A 15,428-nucleotide genomic window follows, 5' to 3' on the forward strand; every position below is an offset into this window, starting at 1 on the left:
GGGCGGGCCGGCAAACGACGAGCGGGCCGGGTCCGCAAGAACATATAATTCTCGCATAGATACCACCAGCGCCTTCGATGTCCGCCTATACCTTCACCCTGCTCTTCGCCGTCGCGGTCGTCGCGATGACGGGCACCAAGCTGTGGCTCGCGTCGCGGCAGATCCGCTTCGTCGCCTCGCATCGCGCCCGCGTGCCCGCGCAATTCCGCGAAACGATCCCGCTTTCCGCGCATCAGCGCGCCGCCGACTACACGATCGAGCGCACCCGGCTCACGATGTTCGAGATCGTCGTGGGCTCGGCCGTACTCGTCGGCCTCACGCTCCTCGGCGGCGTCGGCGCGCTCGATTCGCTGCTCTCCGGCTGGCTCGGGCGCGGCTACGGCCAGCAGGTCGCGCTCGTCGCCGCGGTGCTCGTGATCTCGGGCGCGGTCGACCTGCCGTTCGAGTACTACCGCCAGTTCGGCATCGAAGAGCGCTTCGGCTTCAACCGGATGACCAAGCGCCTGTTCTTCGCCGATCTCGCGAAGAACGCGCTTCTCGGCGCGGCGCTCGGGCTGCCGCTCCTCTTCGTCGTGCTGTGGCTGATGAACCAGGCGGGCGCGCTCTGGTGGCTGTGGACGTGGGCGGTGTGGGTCGGCTTCCAGATGCTCGTCCTCGTGCTCTACCCGAGCTTCATCGCGCCGCTCTTCAACAAGTTCGAGCCGCTGTCCGACGACGCGCTGCGCACGCGCATCGAAGGGCTGATGAAGCGCTGCGGCTTCGCGGCGAAGGGCCTCTTCGTGATGGACGGCAGCCGCCGCTCCGCGCACGGCAACGCGTACTTCACGGGTTTCGGCGCGTCGAAGCGGATCGTGTTCTTCGATACTTTGCTCGCCCGCCTGACGGGCAACGAGATCGAAGCGGTGCTCGCGCACGAGCTCGGCCATTTCAAACGCCGCCACGTGATGAAGCGCATGCTCTGGACGTTCGCGCTCAGCCTCGCGCTCCTCGCGCTGCTCGGCTGGCTCGCGCAGCGCGCGTGGTTCTACACGGGCCTCGGCGTGATGCCGTCGCTCGCCGGCAGCAACGCGGGCGTCGCGCTCGTGCTGTTCTTCCTGTCGATGCCGGTGTTCCTGTTCTTCGTCACGCCGCTCGGCAGCCTGAGCTCGCGCAAGCACGAGTTCGAAGCCGACGCGTTCGCCGCGAGCCAGACCGACGCGCGCGACCTCGTCAACGCGCTCGTGAAGCTCTACGAAGACAACGCGTCGACGCTCACGCCCGACCCCGTCTACACCGCGTTCTATTACTCGCACCCGCCCGCGTCGCAACGGATCGACCGGCTGCTCCAGCACTCATGAAGCACGCGCCGACCAAGCAGCCGGCCAAGGCCGCCGCGCGCGGCGGCGAGCGCGTCGAAGGGCGCGTGATCGCCGCGCACGGCCGCCACTACATCGTCGCGCCCGCCGACGGCGGCCCGATGCTGCAGTGCTTTCCGCGCGGCAAGAAAAGCGACGTCGCGGTCGGCGACCGCGTCGTCTACGAACGGACGTCGGCCGATCAGGGCGTGATCGTCGAGATCGGCGAGCGGCGCAACCTGCTCTACCGCTCCGACCAGTTCAAGTCCAAGCTCTTCGCGGCGAATCTCGATCAGTTGCTGATCGTGCTCGCGACCGAGCCGTATTTCAGCGAAGATCTGCTCGGCCGCGCGCTGATCGCCGCCGAGGCGAACGCGCTGAAGCCCGTCGTGGTGCTGAACAAGATCGACGTCGAGGCCGCGCTGCCGGCCGCGCGCGAGCGTCTCGCGTCATACCGCGCGCTCGGCTACGACGTGCTCGAGCTGTCGATCAAGGGCGCGCCCGACGACGCGCGCGCGCAGCTCGCGCCGCGTCTCGCCGGCCATTCGACGATCCTGCTCGGCCAGTCGGGGATGGGCAAATCGACGCTCGTGAACCTGCTCGTGCCCGACGCCGAGGCGGCGACGCGCGAAATCTCCGCGGCGCTCAACAGCGGCCGCCACACGACGACGTTCACGCGCCTCTATCCGCTGCCGGAAGGCGGCGCGCTGATCGATTCTCCCGGCTTCCAGGAGTTCGGCCTCTATCATCTGACGGAAGGCCGCCTCGAGCGCGCGTTCCCGGAGTTCCGGCCGCTGTTGCCGCATTGCCGTTTCTATAATTGTCATCATCTGCACGAGCCGGGCTGCGCGATCCTGGAAGCCGTCGCCGGCGGCAGGATCGCGGCCTCGCGCCACGCGCTGTACGCGCAGCTCGTGCACGAGGCGAGCCAGATCGTCCGCTAGCCGGGCGGCCCGGCGGCCCCGCGCCGCCGCCGCCCGTTCGTCACGCACGGAGGAGACGCCGATGCGCTTCAAGGCCCCCGACCTCGCCACCGCCCAGCACTGGGCGAACGTGCTCGACGTCGCAGGCGTCGGCTGCGAGCTGCACAACTGTTACGCCAGCGGCGCGCTCGGCGGCCTGCCGATGGACGCGTGCCTGCCGGAAATCTGGCTCGACGACGAACGCGACGAGGCGCTCGCGCGGCGGCTGATCGAGGCGGCATCGGCCGGGCCGCCCGCCGGCGCGGCGCCGTGGCGCTGCGCGCGCTGCGGCGAGACGCTCGACGCACAGTTCACCGCGTGCTGGCATTGCGGCGCGGGCCGCGACCCGCGCGACGGCTGACCGCACCGCGTGCCGGCTCGCCCCGCAGGCCCGACGCCGCACCAATAACGTGCGCGCCCCGCTCGACACGGCACGAGGCGCAAAAAAGCCGGCTCGAAGCCGGCTTTTTCGTTGGCTGTCGCGGTCGGGGCGAAGCACGCGCAACGCCCCCGCCGCATCACGACACCCAGACGGCGATCGTCAGCATCAACAGAAGCAGCATCCACAGGATCACCGCGCGCCACACGAGGCCGACGGCCGACTGCAGCGTGCGCGGCGTGCAGTCGTCGCCGACCGTCACCGGCCCGTTGTCCCCCGCCGCGAGCGCATCGATGCTCGACTGCTCGGCGAGCGGGCCCGCGAGCCGCGCGCCGAGCGCGCCGCTGCCGGCCGCGAGCAGCACGCCGTCGTTCGAGTCGGGCCACTGGCGCGTGTGATTGCGCCATGCGTAGATCGCATCCTCGAAGTTGCCGACGATCGCGAAGCCGAGCGCCGTCAGGCGCGCCGGCACCCAGTCGATCACGAAGAACGCGCGCTGCGCGAACGTCGAGAACGCCGCGGTGCGGTCGTCCGCCGGCGCCGACCAGCTGCGCGACAGATATTCGGCGATCCGGTACAGCACCGCGCCCGCCGGGCCGACCGGCAGCACGAACCAGAAGAACACGCCGAACACGTGCCGATGCGACGCGACGACCGCGTGGATCAGCGTATGGCGGACGATCTCGCTGACCGGCATGTCGACCGTGTCGATGCCCGTCCACTCGCGCAGGATGTCGCGCGCACGCGGCACGTCGTCGTTGTTGAGCGCGAGGTGGATGTCGGTGAAGTAATGGCTGAACTGCCGGAAGCCGAGCGTGAAGTACACGACGACGACGTTCCAGAGGAACGCGAGCACGAAGCTCACCTTGTACAGCAGGAAATAGACGAGCCCGACGGCAAGCACCCAGGGCAGCACGACGACGAGCCAGGCGAGCACGCCATGCTTCCTTTTGCCGGCGTCGAAGCCGTGCGCAGCCGATTCCGCATGAGACTGAAACAGCGCGAAGACCGGATTGCTCGGCGACAGCGCGCGGACCTGTTCGATGATGAGGGCAAGGAGAACCGAGAAGAAAGTCATGCGAAGGGCCGTGCCGTTCTGGGTGATTGATTTTTCGCGTAAAGATAGCACAGCGGGCGCGCCGGATGGCTGCGGCGTGCGTCGACTGTGGCGCCGGCCGCTAGGCCGCGAGGAAGCGGTACAGGTTGCGCAGCATGCCGGCCGTCGCGCCCCAGATGAAATACTGGCCGCCGACCGGCCCGCGCGGATACGGCATCGCGAAGAAGCGCCGCTCGCCGCCCTCCCAGCGGAACACCCTCACCTGGTGGTGCGCGGGGTCCATCAGGAAATCGAGCGGCACCTCGAAAATCTCGGCAACTTCGAGCGTGTCCGCCTGCACCGTGAACGGCGGATGCACGAGCGCGACGACAGGCGTCACGCAAAAACCCGTGCCCGTCAGATAGTCGGGCAGCGCGCCCAGCAATTCGACGCGCTCGCGCGCGAGCGCGATTTCCTCGCGCGCCTCGCGCAGCGCGGTGGCGTTCGCGTCGCGGTCGTCGGGCTCGCGGCGCCCGCCCGGGAAACTGATCTGGCCGGCGTGGTCGTTCAGGTGGTCCGCGCGCTGCGTGAGCAGCACGGTCAGGCCACGCTCACGCACGACGAGCGGCACGAGCACCGCCGCGCTGCGCGGATCGACGCCGTCGGCGAGCTGCACCTCGACGGGCTCCTGCGTCCATTCGGGCGGCTGCTCGAAACGGCTGCGCAAGCCGGCCGGCGTGAGCAACGGCGGCGGGACGGCCGGCAGACCGGCGCCGGTCGTCTCGATCGGCAGCACTTCGGGGTCGATGATGGGGCGACGGATCAAGGGGACGCTCTTCTCGGAATGGATATGACCATATTGTCGCGCCGGAAAGAAAAAAACGCCCATCGCGGCGGATCGTCGGGCGGCACTGCCGTCGGCAACCGGCAAATCGGCGGCGCGTCCGGCCGGCGCGTGCGCCGATGCGTGGCTCATTATATGGTGCCGCAGCGATGCCGTCCGCGGCGCACCGATCGACGGCATGCAAGTTGGCCCGATTCGCGCTACATCCACGAACCGCCTGACGCGCCCGCGATCGAACGAATATCCGGCACGAACCGGCGCCGCCGTTTGTGCGTCCCGCGGAACCGGCAACTTGCATGCGAGCGCCATCCGCGCGGCCCGGGATTCGGACCGCTCGGGCAACCGTCGTCGCACCCGGGCCTTCGAGAGCCGGGGCGATTCGGCCCCGCGCCGGGCGAACCCGGACGAGCGGAAAACCGGCCCGACAGCCGCTTCGCCCGCCCGGCAACAAGCCCGACAGCAAGCCCGACCATCGGCAAACCGAGCGCCGACGAACCAGCATGAACCCCGGCGCGCCTCGCTGTCACGCCCCACCCGCCCATATCACGATGCCCCCGCGACATGACGAACGCCTACGCACTCCACTCGATTCGCTACAACGACGCGCCCGACGCGCTTCGACGCCAGTTCGCCCTGCTCCACCAACGCGTCGACCCCGACGATGCGTTTGCCCCCGGCGAAACGACTCCGGTGATCCACGATCCTCGCCTCGACGCGATGTCGTTCTACGTATCGACGCCGGCGAACCATGAAGTCGTCGGCTACTCGGCCGTCGTGCGCAAGACGATCTCGCACGCGGGCGAGCGCTTCTCGATCGGCGGGCTCAGCTGGGTGGCGACCGATCCCGCGCACCGGCGCGCGGGCCTCGGCACGCGCACGGTCGCGGCGGCGACGCAGTGGCTGCAAGCGAGCGGCATCGACATCGGCGTGTTCACGTGCGATCCGCCGCTCGCGCGCTTCTATGCGCGCGCCGGGCGCTGGCCGGTCGCCGCGCGCGTGACGCTGATCGGCAGCCGCGCGCAGGGCGCGCTGCGCAGCGACACGCTGAACAAGGTCGTGCTGATGCGGCTCTTTTCCGCGAAGGCGCGGGCCGCCGAAGCGGAACTGAGCCGTGCGACGATCGATCTCGACCTGCCCCTCGGCCAGTTCCTGTGAGCGAGCCACCGCGCGCCGGCCTTGCCGGCGCTCCGCTGGCACGAGCAGCACGCGTGCAGGCCGATGCTCGCCGTTTCAAGGCAGTGCGTCGAGCCGCCGATCGGTTTCACCCGAATGCGCAATCGCGCGACCGCGGTCGAATGCAAAAAGCCGCGGCAGCGCCGCGGCTCTCGACACGCTGCGAAAAAAAAGCGCCGTGCGGGAGCTTCCCGCACGGCGCTTTTCCGCACCTGACGAAACGCGCGCCGATCGACATCCGGCGCACGTTCCCGAGCGCGCTTACTGTTGCGCAGCAGCGGCGCGATCCTTCGACACCAGCTTTTCCTTGATTCGAGCCGACTTGCCCGAACGCTCGCGCAGGTAGTACAGCTTCGCGCGACGCACGTCGCCGCGACGCTTCACGACGATGCTCGCCAGCAGCGGCGAGTACGTCTGGAACGTACGCTCGACGCCTTCGCCCGACGAGATCTTGCGGACGATGAACGACGAGTTGAGGCCACGGTTGCGCTTCGCGATCACGACGCCTTCGTAAGCCTGAACGCGCTTGCGGTTACCTTCCACCACGTTCACGTTCACGATCACCGTGTCGCCCGGGGCGAATGCGGGGATCGTCTTGCCTGCGAGCGCGCGCTCGATCTCTTCCTGCTCAAGTTTTGCGATCAGATTCATCACTGACTCCTAAAGCCATCTTGTCGGCGTTTGCGCCCGCCTGCACCCAGGCTCGGCCCCGATAGAGGATGGATTCACATCTGGCGCCGCGCACGCATGCACGGCACCGCCATATTCGCGAGCGAAAGCGCCGCCGCCTCAGGAGGCCTGCTTCGCTTCTTTCGCGAGACTTGCAAGCCACGCCTCGTCGGCCCGGCTCAGCAACTTTTCGCGACGCGCCCGCGCGATCAGATCGGGACGCTTCGCAAGGGTGTTTCTCAACGCTTCCTGCCTACGCCAGCGTTCGATCTCGGCATGATGTCCGCCGAGCAGCACGTCCGGCACGCGCACGCCCTCGTAATCCTCGGGGCGCGTGTAATGCGGGCAATCGAGCAGCCCGTCGGCGAAACTGTCCTGCACCGCCGATTGCGCATCGTTCAGCACGCCCGGCAGCAGGCGCACGACGGCGTCCATCAGCGCCATCGCAGGCAACTCGCCGCCCGACAGCACGAAGTCGCCGAGGCTCAGTTCCTCGTCGACGCAACGATCGATCAGGCGCTGGTCGATCGCCTCGTAACGGCCGCACAGCAGCACGACGCCCGGCTCCGCAGCCATCCGCGCGACGCGCTCGTGCGTGAGCGGCGCGCCCTGCGGCGACATCATCACGACACGCGACGTCGCGACGCCCTGCGCCGCCTGCTCGGCCTTAGCCGCGCCGATCGCCGCTTCCAGCGGCTTCGCGAGCATCACCATGCCGGGGCCGCCGCCATACGGGCGATCGTCGACGGTACGGTAATTGTCGGTCGTGAAATCGCGCGGATTCCACGTGCGCAGGCCGAACCGCCCCTGCTTCACCGCGCGGCTCGTGATGCCCCAGTCGGTCAACGCGCGAAACATCTCCGGAAAGAGCGTGACGACGTCGAACTGGATCGCGCTCTGCGTGGCTTCGTCCATTTCAGTAATCGGCTTCCCAGTCGACGACGATGCGCCCCGCCGCCTGCTCGACCGCCTTCACGTACGCGCCGACGAACGGAATCAGCCGCTCGCCGGTTTTCGGCCCGCCATCCTTGCCGGTTGCCGGATATTCGACGCGCATGATCGAATGCACGCCGTTGTCGATCATGTCGGCGACCTTGCCGAGCGCGACGCCCGCCTCGTTGACGACGTCGAGGCCGATCAGATCGACCCAGTAGAACTCGTCGGCGGCGAGCGCCGGGAAATCGCCGCGACGCACGAACACGCGAAAACCGCGCAGCGCGAGCGCCGCATCCCGATCGGCGGAGCCGGCCGGATGCGCGACGATCGCGTCGCCATGCAGCTTCGCCTGCGTGACGCGCGCGGATTTCCGCTCCGCGCCTTTTTGCAGCCACCAGTCGCGCGCGTTGAGGAGCGCGTCGCCGCCTCGCCCCGCACCGGCATGGGCCGCGAGCTTGACCCAGCCCTTGAGGCCGTACGCGTCGACCACCGCGCCGACCTCGACCGCATCGTCCGGCCACGACTGCGCCGCGTCGATGCGAATTGCTTCCGAATCAGCCGCGCCGCCGCTCGCCGCTTTCACGGGCGCGCGCTCGACCGGCTTGCGGACGAATACGCCGAACGACGGCGCTTGTCCGCGCTTTGCGCTACCGGAGTCGTGACCAGCCATCAACGAACCTCGCAGCCGGCACTTCCGGCACGCCGCGCCATGTTAGGCAGCCGGCTGCGCCTTTTGCGCTTGCTTCACGAGACGCTCGACGGTCGGCGACAGTTGCGCGCCAACGCCTTGCCAGTACGTCAGGCGGTCTTGAGCGATGCGCAGCGCTTCGCCCTTCGTCGCGACCGGGTTGTAGAAGCCGACGCGCTCGATGAAACGGCCGTCACGACGGTTGCGCGAATCGGTGGCGACGATGTTGTAGAACGGGCGCTTCTTCGAGCCGCCGCGAGCCAGACGGATGATGACCATATGAATTCCTTCGGGGAAACCGGGTTCGAAAACTACTGAAACATGCGATTATAGCCCGAAATCGATGGCACAACAAACACTTACCCGGCAAAAAAACCCGGCTGCCGCCTCCGGAGACTTACAATTGCCCCGTCGCGCGCTTCGCGCTCGCCCGCCTTCGTCCGTCATGCGTCCTTCCACCGCCCTGTCGCGCATCGTTTCGTCAGACCTGCCGGCTTTGCTGCGCGCGGCGGCCGCCGCCTGTCTCGTTCTCGCCACAATCGCGGCCACAATCGCGGCCGCCGATGCGTCGGCCGCGCTGCCGATCGACGAACTGCGCGTGCCGCCCGGCTTCCGCGTCCAGGTGCTCGCCGACGACGTGCCCGCCGCGCGCGAAATGGCGTGGTCGCCGCGGGGCATCCTGTACGTCGGCAGCATGGAGGGGCGCGTGCACGCGCTCGTCGTGCGCGACGGCCATGTGCGCGAGCATCACGTGATCGCATCCGGGCTCGAGATGCCGGTCGGCGTCGCGTACCGCGACGGCGCGCTCTACGTGTCGGCCGTATCGCGAATTTTACGCCTCGACCGGATCGACGAGCGGCTCGCCGCGCCGCCGAAGCCCGTCGTGGTCACGAACGCGCTGCCGACCGAGCGCCATCACGGCTGGAAATTCATCGCATTCGGGCCCGACGGCAAGCTCTACGTGCCGACGGGCGCGCCGTGCAACATCTGCGTCGCCGACCGCGACCGCTACGCGATGATCGGCCGGATGAATCCCGACGGCAGCGGCTACGAGGTCTATGCGCGCGGCGTGCGCAACACGGTCGGCTTCGCATGGCATCCGGCGACGCGCGAGCTCTGGTTCACCGACAACGGCCGGGATCTGATGGGCGACGACCGCCCCGACGACAAGCTGAGCCGTGCGCCGCGCGCGGGCCTCGACTTCGGCTATCCGTTCTGCCACGGCGGCGACGTGCTCGATCCGCAGTTCGGCGGCGGCCACACGTGCGCGAGCTACGTGCCGCCCGTGCTCAAGCTGGGCGCGCATGTCGCCTCGCTCGGCATGCGCTTCTATACGGGCGACATGTTCCCGCCCGACTACCGGGGCAGTATCTTCATTGCCGAGCACGGTTCGTGGAACCGCAGCCGCAAGGTCGGCTACCGGGTCATGCGAGTGATCGCCTCGCCCGACGGCCGGTCGGCGCGCCAGGAGGCCTTCGTCCAAGGGTGGCTCCGGCCCGACGAAAGCGTCTGGGGACGCCCCGCCGATGTGCTGCCGCTGCCGGACGGCTCGCTCCTCGTCAGCGACGACTACGCAGGCGCGATCTACCGGATCACCTACGATGCGACGCATTGACGCAACCATCGCGTGACCGTGCCTCGCCCCACATCGTAGAATGCGAGCCGACCGCCGCGCCCCGCCTCGCCGGGGCGTCCACGAAGAAGACCTCTCTGCCTGCCCGACATGTCCAGCAGCACGACCACGCCGCCCCGCTTTCGCTCAAAGACGCTCACCGCACTGCTCGCCTTCCTGTTCGGCTCACTCGGCGCGCACCGTTTCTATCTATACGGCTGGAAAGACCTCGCGGGCTGGGCGCACGTGTTCGCGACGATCGTCGGCGTTCCCGGGTTCCTGCTGCTCGCGGCCTCGGGGCGCAGCGCCGCGCTCGGCTGGTGGCTCGTCATGCCCGGCGCGATTTCACTGCTCGCCGCCTTCCTCGCCGCGCTCGTCTACGGGCTGCGCGCCGACGACAAATGGGACGCGCAATTCAACGCCGCAACGGACCGCCGCAGCCGCTCCGGCTGGGGCGTCGTGTTCGTCGTCATCTTCTCGCTGCTGATCGGCGCGTTCCTGCTGATGACAGGGCTCGCGCTCGCGTTCCAGACGTACTTCGAATCGCAGGTCGAGGCGGCCAAGCAAATTTCGCAGTGATGCGTGCGCAGGCGCGGCCGACGCGACACACATACCCCGCACGAATACCCCGCACGAATACCCCGCGCGCATCACGCGCTCTAGAACAGGCTGAGCTGCGACGCGTCTTTCGCTTGCGCCGCCTTGCCCGGCCGCGCGAGCGGCGTCCGCGGCTTCGACTGCCGCTGCGCACCGAACCGCGAGAAATCGAGAATGCCGCGCGAGCGTTCGTTCAGCCCGCAGCGCTTGACCGCCATCCGGAAGCGCTGCCTGAGCAGATCCGCCCACATGCCGTCCCCCTTCATTCGCCGGCTGAAATCCGAGTCGTAGTCCTTGCCGCCGCGCATGTCCCGCACGCGCGCCATCACGCGCTCCGCGCGATCCGGGAAATGCGCGGCGAGCCATTCGGTGAAGAGCGGCGCGACCTCCCACGGCAGCCGCAGCACGATATAGCTCGCATGCGTCGCGCCAGCGTCCGCGCACGCCTCGAGCACGCGCTCGAGATCGGGCTCGGTGACGAACGGAATCATCGGCGCGACGCTCACGCCGACGGGCACGCCCGCGTCGCGCAGCGCGCGGATCGTCCGCAGCCGGCGCGAAGGCGTCGCGGCGCGAGGCTCGAGCGCCCGCGCGAGCTCGGGATCGAGCGTCGTGATCGTGACGGCCGCCATCACCTGCCGGCGCTCGGCCATCGGCGCGAGCAGATCGAGATCGCGCTCGATCAGCGACGACTTCGTGATCGCGGCAAACGGCTGCCCGTGATCGTGCATCACCTGGATCACCTGCCGCGTGATCGCCAGCTCGCGCTCGACCGGCTGATACGCGTCGGTGTTCACGCCGAGCGCGATCGGCTCGGGCACGTAACGGGGCTTCGCGAACTCGCGCGCGAGCAACTCCGCCGCGTTCACCTTTGCGTAGATCCGGCTCTCGAAATCGAGCCCCGGCGACAGCCCGAGATAGCTGTGCGTCGGCCGCGCGAAGCAGTAGATGCAGCCGTGCTCGCAGCCGCGATACGGGTTCAGCGACACGTTGAACGGGATGTCTGGCGACGCGTTGCGCGTGAGGATCGTCCTCGCGCGCTCCTCGAACACCTGCGTGCGCAACGCGGCGGGCGGCTCGCCGTCGTCGTCGCGCGTCCAGCCGTCGTCGACCGCCTCGCGCTCGACGATCTCGTAGCGCCCCTGCAGGTTGCCCACCGCGCCGCGCCCCTTGCGGGGCGCGGGCGGCGCTACCGGATATTCGACGTCGGATCGATCGTTCATCGTGCCTCTGCTACGCGGCCCGAGCCGCGAATGACAAAACCGCCAATTACTGTATAAACATACAGTAATTGGCGGTTTGTGCCAAGCGCCGAGAATTCGCGCCCGCGCGCACGCGCGCTCGCCTCACTCGTCGACCGCGATCGCCAGCGTCTCCTTGATCTCTTCCATCACGACATAACTCTTCGACTGCACGGCGCCCGGCAGTTGCAGCAGGATGTCGCCGAGCAGCTTGCGGTAGTCGGCCATCTCGCCGATCCGCGCCTTGATCAGATAGTCGAAGTCGCCCGACACCAGATGGCATTCGAGCACCTCGTCGATCTTCATCACCTCGCGCCGAAACTGCTCGAACATGTTGCCGCTCTTGTGATCGAGCGTGATCTCGACGAATACGAGCAGCGCCGCGCCGAGCTGCGCCGGGTCGACGCGCGCGTGATAGCCCGTGATCACGCCGTCGCGCTCCATCCGCCGCACCCGCTCGATGCAAGGCGTGACCGTCAGGCCGACGCGCTCGGCGAGGTCCTTCATCGCCATGCGGCCGTCCTCTTGCAGCAGCTTCAGAATGCGCCGGTCGAGCTTGTCGAGCGCGCGTACCGGCTGGCGTTGGGTTCTCATCGTTTTTTTACTGAAAATTGAAAAAATACAATAACAAAACCTATAGTCTCAACAATACCATAGCGCAAAAAACTAGGTTGGGTGGAAATCGCAGAGCGCACCGGGTGTGCCGCGCGCCGCCCGGCGTCTTCTCTATCCGGAGCAGCTATGCGAGTGGTTATCTTGGGCAGTGGCGTGGTCGGCGTGGCGAGCGCCTATTATCTGGCTCGCGCGGGCCATGAAGTCACGGTGATCGACCGCGAGGCCGGTCCCGCCCTCGACACGAGCTTTGCGAACGCGGGCCAGATCTCGCCCGGCTACGCGGCGCCGTGGGCCGCGCCCGGCGTGCCGCTGAAGGCCGTCAAGTGGATGTTCGAAAAGCATGCGCCGCTCGCGATCCGCCTCGACGGCACGCGCTTCCAGCTGCAATGGATGTGGCAGATGCTGCGCAACTGCACGACCGAGCGCTACGCGCTGAACAAGGGCCGGATGGTGCGCCTCGCCGAATACAGCCGCGACTGCCTGCAGGCGCTGCGCGCCGACACGGGCATCCAGTACGAAGGACGCACGGGCGGCACGCTCCAGGTTTTCCGCACGCAGCAGCAGCTCGACGGCGCCGCGAAGGACATCGCGGTGCTACGCGAGGCGAACGTGCCGTTCGAGCTGCTGTCGAGCGACGAGCTGAAGAAGGCCGAACCGGCGCTCGCCGCGGTCTCGGAAAAGCTGACGGGCGGCCTGCGGCTGCCGGGCGACGAGACGGGCGACTGCCAGCTCTTCACGACGCGCCTCGCCGCGCTCGCCGAGCAGCTCGGCGTGAAGTTCCGCTTCAACACGAGCATCGACGCGCTCGCCATCGCGGGCGGCAAGATCGCGGGCGTTCATTGCGGCGGCGAGATGGTGCGCGCCGACGCGTACGTGGTCGCGCTAGGCTCGTACTCGACGGACTTCGTCGCGAATCTCGTGAAGATTCCGGTGTATCCGCTGAAGGGCTATTCGATCACCGCGCCGATCGTCGACGCGGCGAAGGCGCCGGTGTCGACCGTGCTCGACGAAACCTACAAGATCGCGATCACCCGCTTCGACGATCGCATCCGCGTGGGCGGGATGGCGGAAATCGTCGGCTTCGACAAGCGGCTGCGCCAGGCGCGCCGCGAAACGCTCGAAATGTGCGTGAACGACCTGTTCCCGGGCGGCGGCGACACCGCAAGCGCGTCGTTCTGGACCGGCCTGCGTCCGATGACGCCGGACGGCACGCCGATCGTCGGCCGCACGCCGGTGCCGAACCTGTTCCTCAACACGGGCCACGGCACGCTCGGCTGGACGATGTCGTGCGGCTCCGGCCAACTGCTCGCCGACCTGATGTCGGGCAAGAAGCCGGCGATCCGCGCGGACGACCTGTCCGTGCATCGCTATCTGAGCGAAACGGACGGCGAGCATCGTCCCGCCTACGCATGACGCACTGACGCGCGAATCGGGCGGCCCGCATGCGCGGCCGCGTTCAAAAGGAACGGCGCCCGAGGGCGCCGTTTTTCGTTTCAGCGTTTCGTTTCGGCGTCTAGCCGCCGAGCCGGACGATCAGAACTGGTCTTCCGTCAGCGCGAACACGCCCTGCCCGCCCTTCGCGCCGACGATCGACGCTTCGAGCCCGCTCGCCTGCGCGAGAATGTGCTCTGCGTAGAACTGCGCGATCGCGATCTTCGCGTCGTAGAACTTCGGATCGTCGGCGCGTTTTTGCTGCGCGGCGAGCAGCGCGCGCGCCATTTGCCAGCCGCACAGCACGACGCCCGCGAGCTTCAGATACGGCACGCTGCCGGCAAACACCGCGTTCGGATCGCCCTTCACGTTCGCGACGACGAAGTCGACGACGGCCGACAACGCGCGCGCGCCGTCTTCCAGTTGCGCCTTCATCGCGGCGAATGCCGGGCCATCGTGCGCGCCGAGCGCGTCGGCCGTCTGCCGGATCTCGCCGACGATCGCCTTCGCGACTGCGCCGCCGTCGCGCGCCGTCTTCCGGCCGACGAGGTCGTTCGCCTGGATCGCGGTCGTGCCTTCGTAGATCGCGAGAATGCGCGCGTCGCGGTAGTACTGCGCGGCGCCCGTTTCCTCGATGAAGCCCATTCCGCCGTGCACCTGAATCCCGAGGCTCGCGACCTCGTTGACCATCTCGGTGCTCCAGCCCTTCACGACCGGCACCAGATACTCGTAGATCGCCTGATGCCGCGCGCGCACGCCTTCGTCGGCGGCGCGGTGCGCGTGATCGCAATGCGCGGCGGCGACGTAGGACAGCGCCCGCGCGCCTTCCGTGAGCGCGCGCATCGTCGCGAGCATCCGGCGCACGTCCGGGTGATGAATGATCGTCACCGACTGCTTCGCGGAACCGTCGACGGGACGGCTCTGCACGCGCTCCTTCGCGAACTCGGCGGCCTTCTGGTACGCACGCTCGGCGACGCCGATCCCCTGCATCCCGACGCCGAAGCGCGCCGCGTTCATCATGATGAACATGTACTCGAGGCCGCGGTTCTCTTCGCCGACGAGATAGCCGATCGCGCCGCCGTGGTCGCCGTACTGCAGCACCGCGGTCGGGCTCGCCTTGATGCCGAGCTTGTGTTCGATCGACACGCAGTGCACGTCGTTGCGCGCGCCGAGGCTGCCGTCGTCGTTGACGAGGAACTTCGGCACGATGAACAGCGAGATGCCCTTCACGCCTTCGGGCGCGTTCGGCGTGCGCGCGAGCACGAGGTGGACGATGTTGTCGGCCATGTCGTGTTCGCCCCACGTGATGAAGATTTTCGTGCCGAACACCTTGTACGAACCGTCGCCCTGCGGCTCCGCGCGCGAGCGCACGAGCGCGAGATCGGAGCCCGCCTGCGGCTCGGTCAGGTTCATCGTGCCCGTCCATTCGCCGGAAATGAGCTTCGGCACGTAGCGGGATTTCTGTTCGTCGGTGCCGGCCGTGAGGAGCGCCTCGATCGCGCCGTCGGTCAGAAGCGGGCACAGCGCGAACGACAGGTTCGACGCGTTCAGCATTTCGATGCAAGGCGTCGCGATCAGCTTCGGCAGGCCCTGGCCGTCGTATTCGGTCGGATGCTGGAGCCCCTGCCAGCCGCCTTCGACGAACTGGCGGAACGCCTCCTTGAAGCCGGGCGTCGCCGTGACGGCGCCGTCCTTCCAGCTGCTCGGATTCTTGTCGCCTTCGACGTTGAGCGGCGCGAGCACCTCGCCGCAGAACTTCGCCGATTCGTCGAGCACGGCGTGCGCCGTATCGAAGCCGGCGTCCTCGTAGCCGGGCAGCTTCGCGACCTCATCGATGCCGGCCAGCTCCTTCATCACGAACAGCATGTCCTTGACGGGTGCGGTATAGCTCATGTTGCTCCTCTCCTAGTC

Annotated in this window: 16 protein-coding genes; 7 read left to right on the plus strand and 9 right to left on the minus strand. The window is 68.1% G+C overall.

Going from position 1 to position 15,428, the window contains the following annotated elements:
* Positions 1-77 precede the first annotated feature (77 nt).
* From X946_RS07765 to X946_RS07775, 3 genes are all read left to right on the plus strand, one after another.
* The gene (locus X946_RS07765) at positions 78-1,337 is read left to right on the plus strand and encodes a M48 family metallopeptidase (protein ID WP_038745544.1); all 1,260 of its coding nucleotides are present in this window, start codon (positions 78-80) and stop codon (positions 1,335-1,337) included.
* The gene (gene rsgA, locus X946_RS07770) at positions 1,334-2,278 is read left to right on the plus strand and encodes a ribosome small subunit-dependent GTPase A (protein ID WP_038745546.1); all 945 of its coding nucleotides are present in this window, start codon (positions 1,334-1,336) and stop codon (positions 2,276-2,278) included. Before X946_RS07765 ends, rsgA begins: the two co-directional genes overlap by 4 nt.
* A 61-nt stretch (positions 2,279-2,339) precedes the next feature.
* Positions 2,340-2,657, plus strand: coding sequence for a putative signal transducing protein (locus tag X946_RS07775; protein WP_038745548.1), 318 nt, complete (start codon positions 2,340-2,342; stop codon positions 2,655-2,657).
* Positions 2,658-2,814: 157 nt separating this feature from the next.
* Here X946_RS07775 and X946_RS07780 read toward each other — a convergent pair whose 3' ends face one another.
* Both X946_RS07780 and X946_RS07785 read right to left on the minus strand, forming a co-directional pair.
* Positions 2,815-3,753: a CobD/CbiB family protein gene (locus X946_RS07780; protein ID WP_038745550.1), complete on the minus strand. Its 939-nt coding sequence runs from the start codon at positions 3,751-3,753 to the stop codon at positions 2,815-2,817.
* A 100-nt stretch (positions 3,754-3,853) separates the two neighbouring features.
* Positions 3,854-4,537: a CoA pyrophosphatase gene (locus X946_RS07785; RefSeq protein ID WP_038745552.1), complete on the minus strand. Its 684-nt coding sequence runs from the start codon at positions 4,535-4,537 to the stop codon at positions 3,854-3,856.
* A gap of 579 nt (positions 4,538-5,116) precedes the next feature.
* Here X946_RS07785 and X946_RS07790 point away from each other — a divergent pair.
* Positions 5,117-5,710: a GNAT family N-acetyltransferase gene (locus X946_RS07790; RefSeq protein ID WP_038745554.1), complete on the plus strand. Its 594-nt coding sequence runs from the start codon at positions 5,117-5,119 to the stop codon at positions 5,708-5,710.
* 279 nt (positions 5,711-5,989) lie between these two features.
* Here the strand turns inward: X946_RS07790 and rplS are convergent, their stop codons facing one another.
* From rplS to rpsP, 4 genes are all read right to left on the minus strand, one after another.
* Positions 5,990-6,379, minus strand: coding sequence for a 50S ribosomal protein L19 (gene rplS, locus X946_RS07795; protein WP_038745556.1), 390 nt, complete (start codon positions 6,377-6,379; stop codon positions 5,990-5,992).
* 138 nt (positions 6,380-6,517) lie between these two features.
* On the minus strand, positions 6,518-7,312 hold the full coding sequence (trmD, locus tag X946_RS07800; protein ID WP_038745558.1) for a tRNA (guanosine(37)-N1)-methyltransferase TrmD: 795 nt from the start codon (positions 7,310-7,312) through the stop codon (positions 6,518-6,520).
* 1 nt (position 7,313) lies between these two features.
* A complete protein-coding gene (gene rimM / locus X946_RS07805; RefSeq protein ID WP_038745560.1) occupies positions 7,314-8,003 on the minus strand; it encodes a ribosome maturation factor RimM in 690 nt (229 codons plus the stop codon).
* A gap of 42 nt (positions 8,004-8,045) precedes the next feature.
* The gene (rpsP, locus tag X946_RS07810) at positions 8,046-8,300 is read right to left on the minus strand and encodes a 30S ribosomal protein S16 (RefSeq protein ID WP_004189402.1); all 255 of its coding nucleotides are present in this window, start codon (positions 8,298-8,300) and stop codon (positions 8,046-8,048) included.
* 166 nt (positions 8,301-8,466) lie between these two features.
* Between rpsP and X946_RS07815 the strand changes: the two genes are divergently transcribed.
* Both X946_RS07815 and X946_RS07820 read left to right on the plus strand, forming a co-directional pair.
* Positions 8,467-9,636 carry a PQQ-dependent sugar dehydrogenase gene (locus X946_RS07815; RefSeq protein WP_038745562.1) on the plus strand — a complete coding sequence of 390 codons (1,170 nt, stop codon included), beginning with the start codon at positions 8,467-8,469 and terminating at the stop codon, positions 9,634-9,636.
* Between the two features lie 108 nt (positions 9,637-9,744).
* Positions 9,745-10,212: an NINE protein gene (locus X946_RS07820; protein WP_038745564.1), complete on the plus strand. Its 468-nt coding sequence runs from the start codon at positions 9,745-9,747 to the stop codon at positions 10,210-10,212.
* An 80-nt stretch (positions 10,213-10,292) separates the two neighbouring features.
* Here the strand turns inward: X946_RS07820 and X946_RS07825 are convergent, their stop codons facing one another.
* Together X946_RS07825 and X946_RS07830 are read right to left on the minus strand one after the other, a co-directional pair.
* The gene (locus tag X946_RS07825; RefSeq protein ID WP_038745566.1) at positions 10,293-11,453 is read right to left on the minus strand and encodes a PA0069 family radical SAM protein; all 1,161 of its coding nucleotides are present in this window, start codon (positions 11,451-11,453) and stop codon (positions 10,293-10,295) included.
* Between the two features lie 123 nt (positions 11,454-11,576).
* The gene (locus X946_RS07830; RefSeq protein ID WP_038745568.1) at positions 11,577-12,065 is read right to left on the minus strand and encodes an Lrp/AsnC ligand binding domain-containing protein; all 489 of its coding nucleotides are present in this window, start codon (positions 12,063-12,065) and stop codon (positions 11,577-11,579) included.
* Positions 12,066-12,212: 147 nt separating this feature from the next.
* Between X946_RS07830 and X946_RS07835 the strand changes: the two genes are divergently transcribed.
* Positions 12,213-13,499, plus strand: a complete 1,287-nt coding sequence (locus tag X946_RS07835; protein WP_038745570.1) for a D-amino acid dehydrogenase — start codon at positions 12,213-12,215, stop codon at positions 13,497-13,499.
* Positions 13,500-13,619: 120 nt separating this feature from the next.
* Here the strand turns inward: X946_RS07835 and X946_RS07840 are convergent, their stop codons facing one another.
* Complete coding sequence (locus X946_RS07840) at positions 13,620-15,410, minus strand: acyl-CoA dehydrogenase (RefSeq protein ID WP_038745571.1); 1,791 nt, start codon at positions 15,408-15,410, stop codon at positions 13,620-13,622.
* Between the last annotated feature and the right edge of the window lie 18 nt (positions 15,411-15,428).

This window comes from Burkholderia sp. ABCPW 111 (assembly GCF_000773065.1).
Taxonomy (GTDB): domain Bacteria; phylum Pseudomonadota; class Gammaproteobacteria; order Burkholderiales; family Burkholderiaceae; genus Burkholderia; species Burkholderia savannae.

What these genes read in the sequence shown, in the direction of transcription:
- X946_RS07765 (WP_038745544.1), top strand. Translation starts at nt 78, where the DNA reads ATGTCCGCCTATACCTTCACCCTGCTCTTCGCCGTCGCGGTCGTCGCG.
- rsgA (WP_038745546.1), top strand. Translation starts at nt 1,334, where the DNA reads ATGAAGCACGCGCCGACCAAGCAGCCGGCCAAGGCCGCCGCGCGCGGC.
- X946_RS07775 (WP_038745548.1), top strand. Translation starts at nt 2,340, where the DNA reads ATGCGCTTCAAGGCCCCCGACCTCGCCACCGCCCAGCACTGGGCGAAC.
- X946_RS07780 (WP_038745550.1), bottom strand. Translation starts at nt 3,753, where the DNA reads ATGACTTTCTTCTCGGTTCTCCTTGCCCTCATCATCGAACAGGTCCGC.
- X946_RS07790 (WP_038745554.1), top strand. Translation starts at nt 5,117, where the DNA reads ATGACGAACGCCTACGCACTCCACTCGATTCGCTACAACGACGCGCCC.
- rplS (WP_038745556.1), bottom strand. Translation starts at nt 6,379, where the DNA reads ATGAATCTGATCGCAAAACTTGAGCAGGAAGAGATCGAGCGCGCGCTC.
- trmD (WP_038745558.1), bottom strand. Translation starts at nt 7,312, where the DNA reads ATGGACGAAGCCACGCAGAGCGCGATCCAGTTCGACGTCGTCACGCTC.
- rimM (WP_038745560.1), bottom strand. Translation starts at nt 8,003, where the DNA reads ATGGCTGGTCACGACTCCGGTAGCGCAAAGCGCGGACAAGCGCCGTCG.
- rpsP (WP_004189402.1), bottom strand. Translation starts at nt 8,300, where the DNA reads ATGGTCATCATCCGTCTGGCTCGCGGCGGCTCGAAGAAGCGCCCGTTC.
- X946_RS07815 (WP_038745562.1), top strand. Translation starts at nt 8,467, where the DNA reads ATGCGTCCTTCCACCGCCCTGTCGCGCATCGTTTCGTCAGACCTGCCG.
- X946_RS07820 (WP_038745564.1), top strand. Translation starts at nt 9,745, where the DNA reads ATGTCCAGCAGCACGACCACGCCGCCCCGCTTTCGCTCAAAGACGCTC.
- X946_RS07825 (WP_038745566.1), bottom strand. Translation starts at nt 11,453, where the DNA reads ATGAACGATCGATCCGACGTCGAATATCCGGTAGCGCCGCCCGCGCCC.
- X946_RS07830 (WP_038745568.1), bottom strand. Translation starts at nt 12,065, where the DNA reads ATGAGAACCCAACGCCAGCCGGTACGCGCGCTCGACAAGCTCGACCGG.
- X946_RS07835 (WP_038745570.1), top strand. Translation starts at nt 12,213, where the DNA reads ATGCGAGTGGTTATCTTGGGCAGTGGCGTGGTCGGCGTGGCGAGCGCC.
- X946_RS07840 (WP_038745571.1), bottom strand. Translation starts at nt 15,410, where the DNA reads ATGAGCTATACCGCACCCGTCAAGGACATGCTGTTCGTGATGAAGGAG.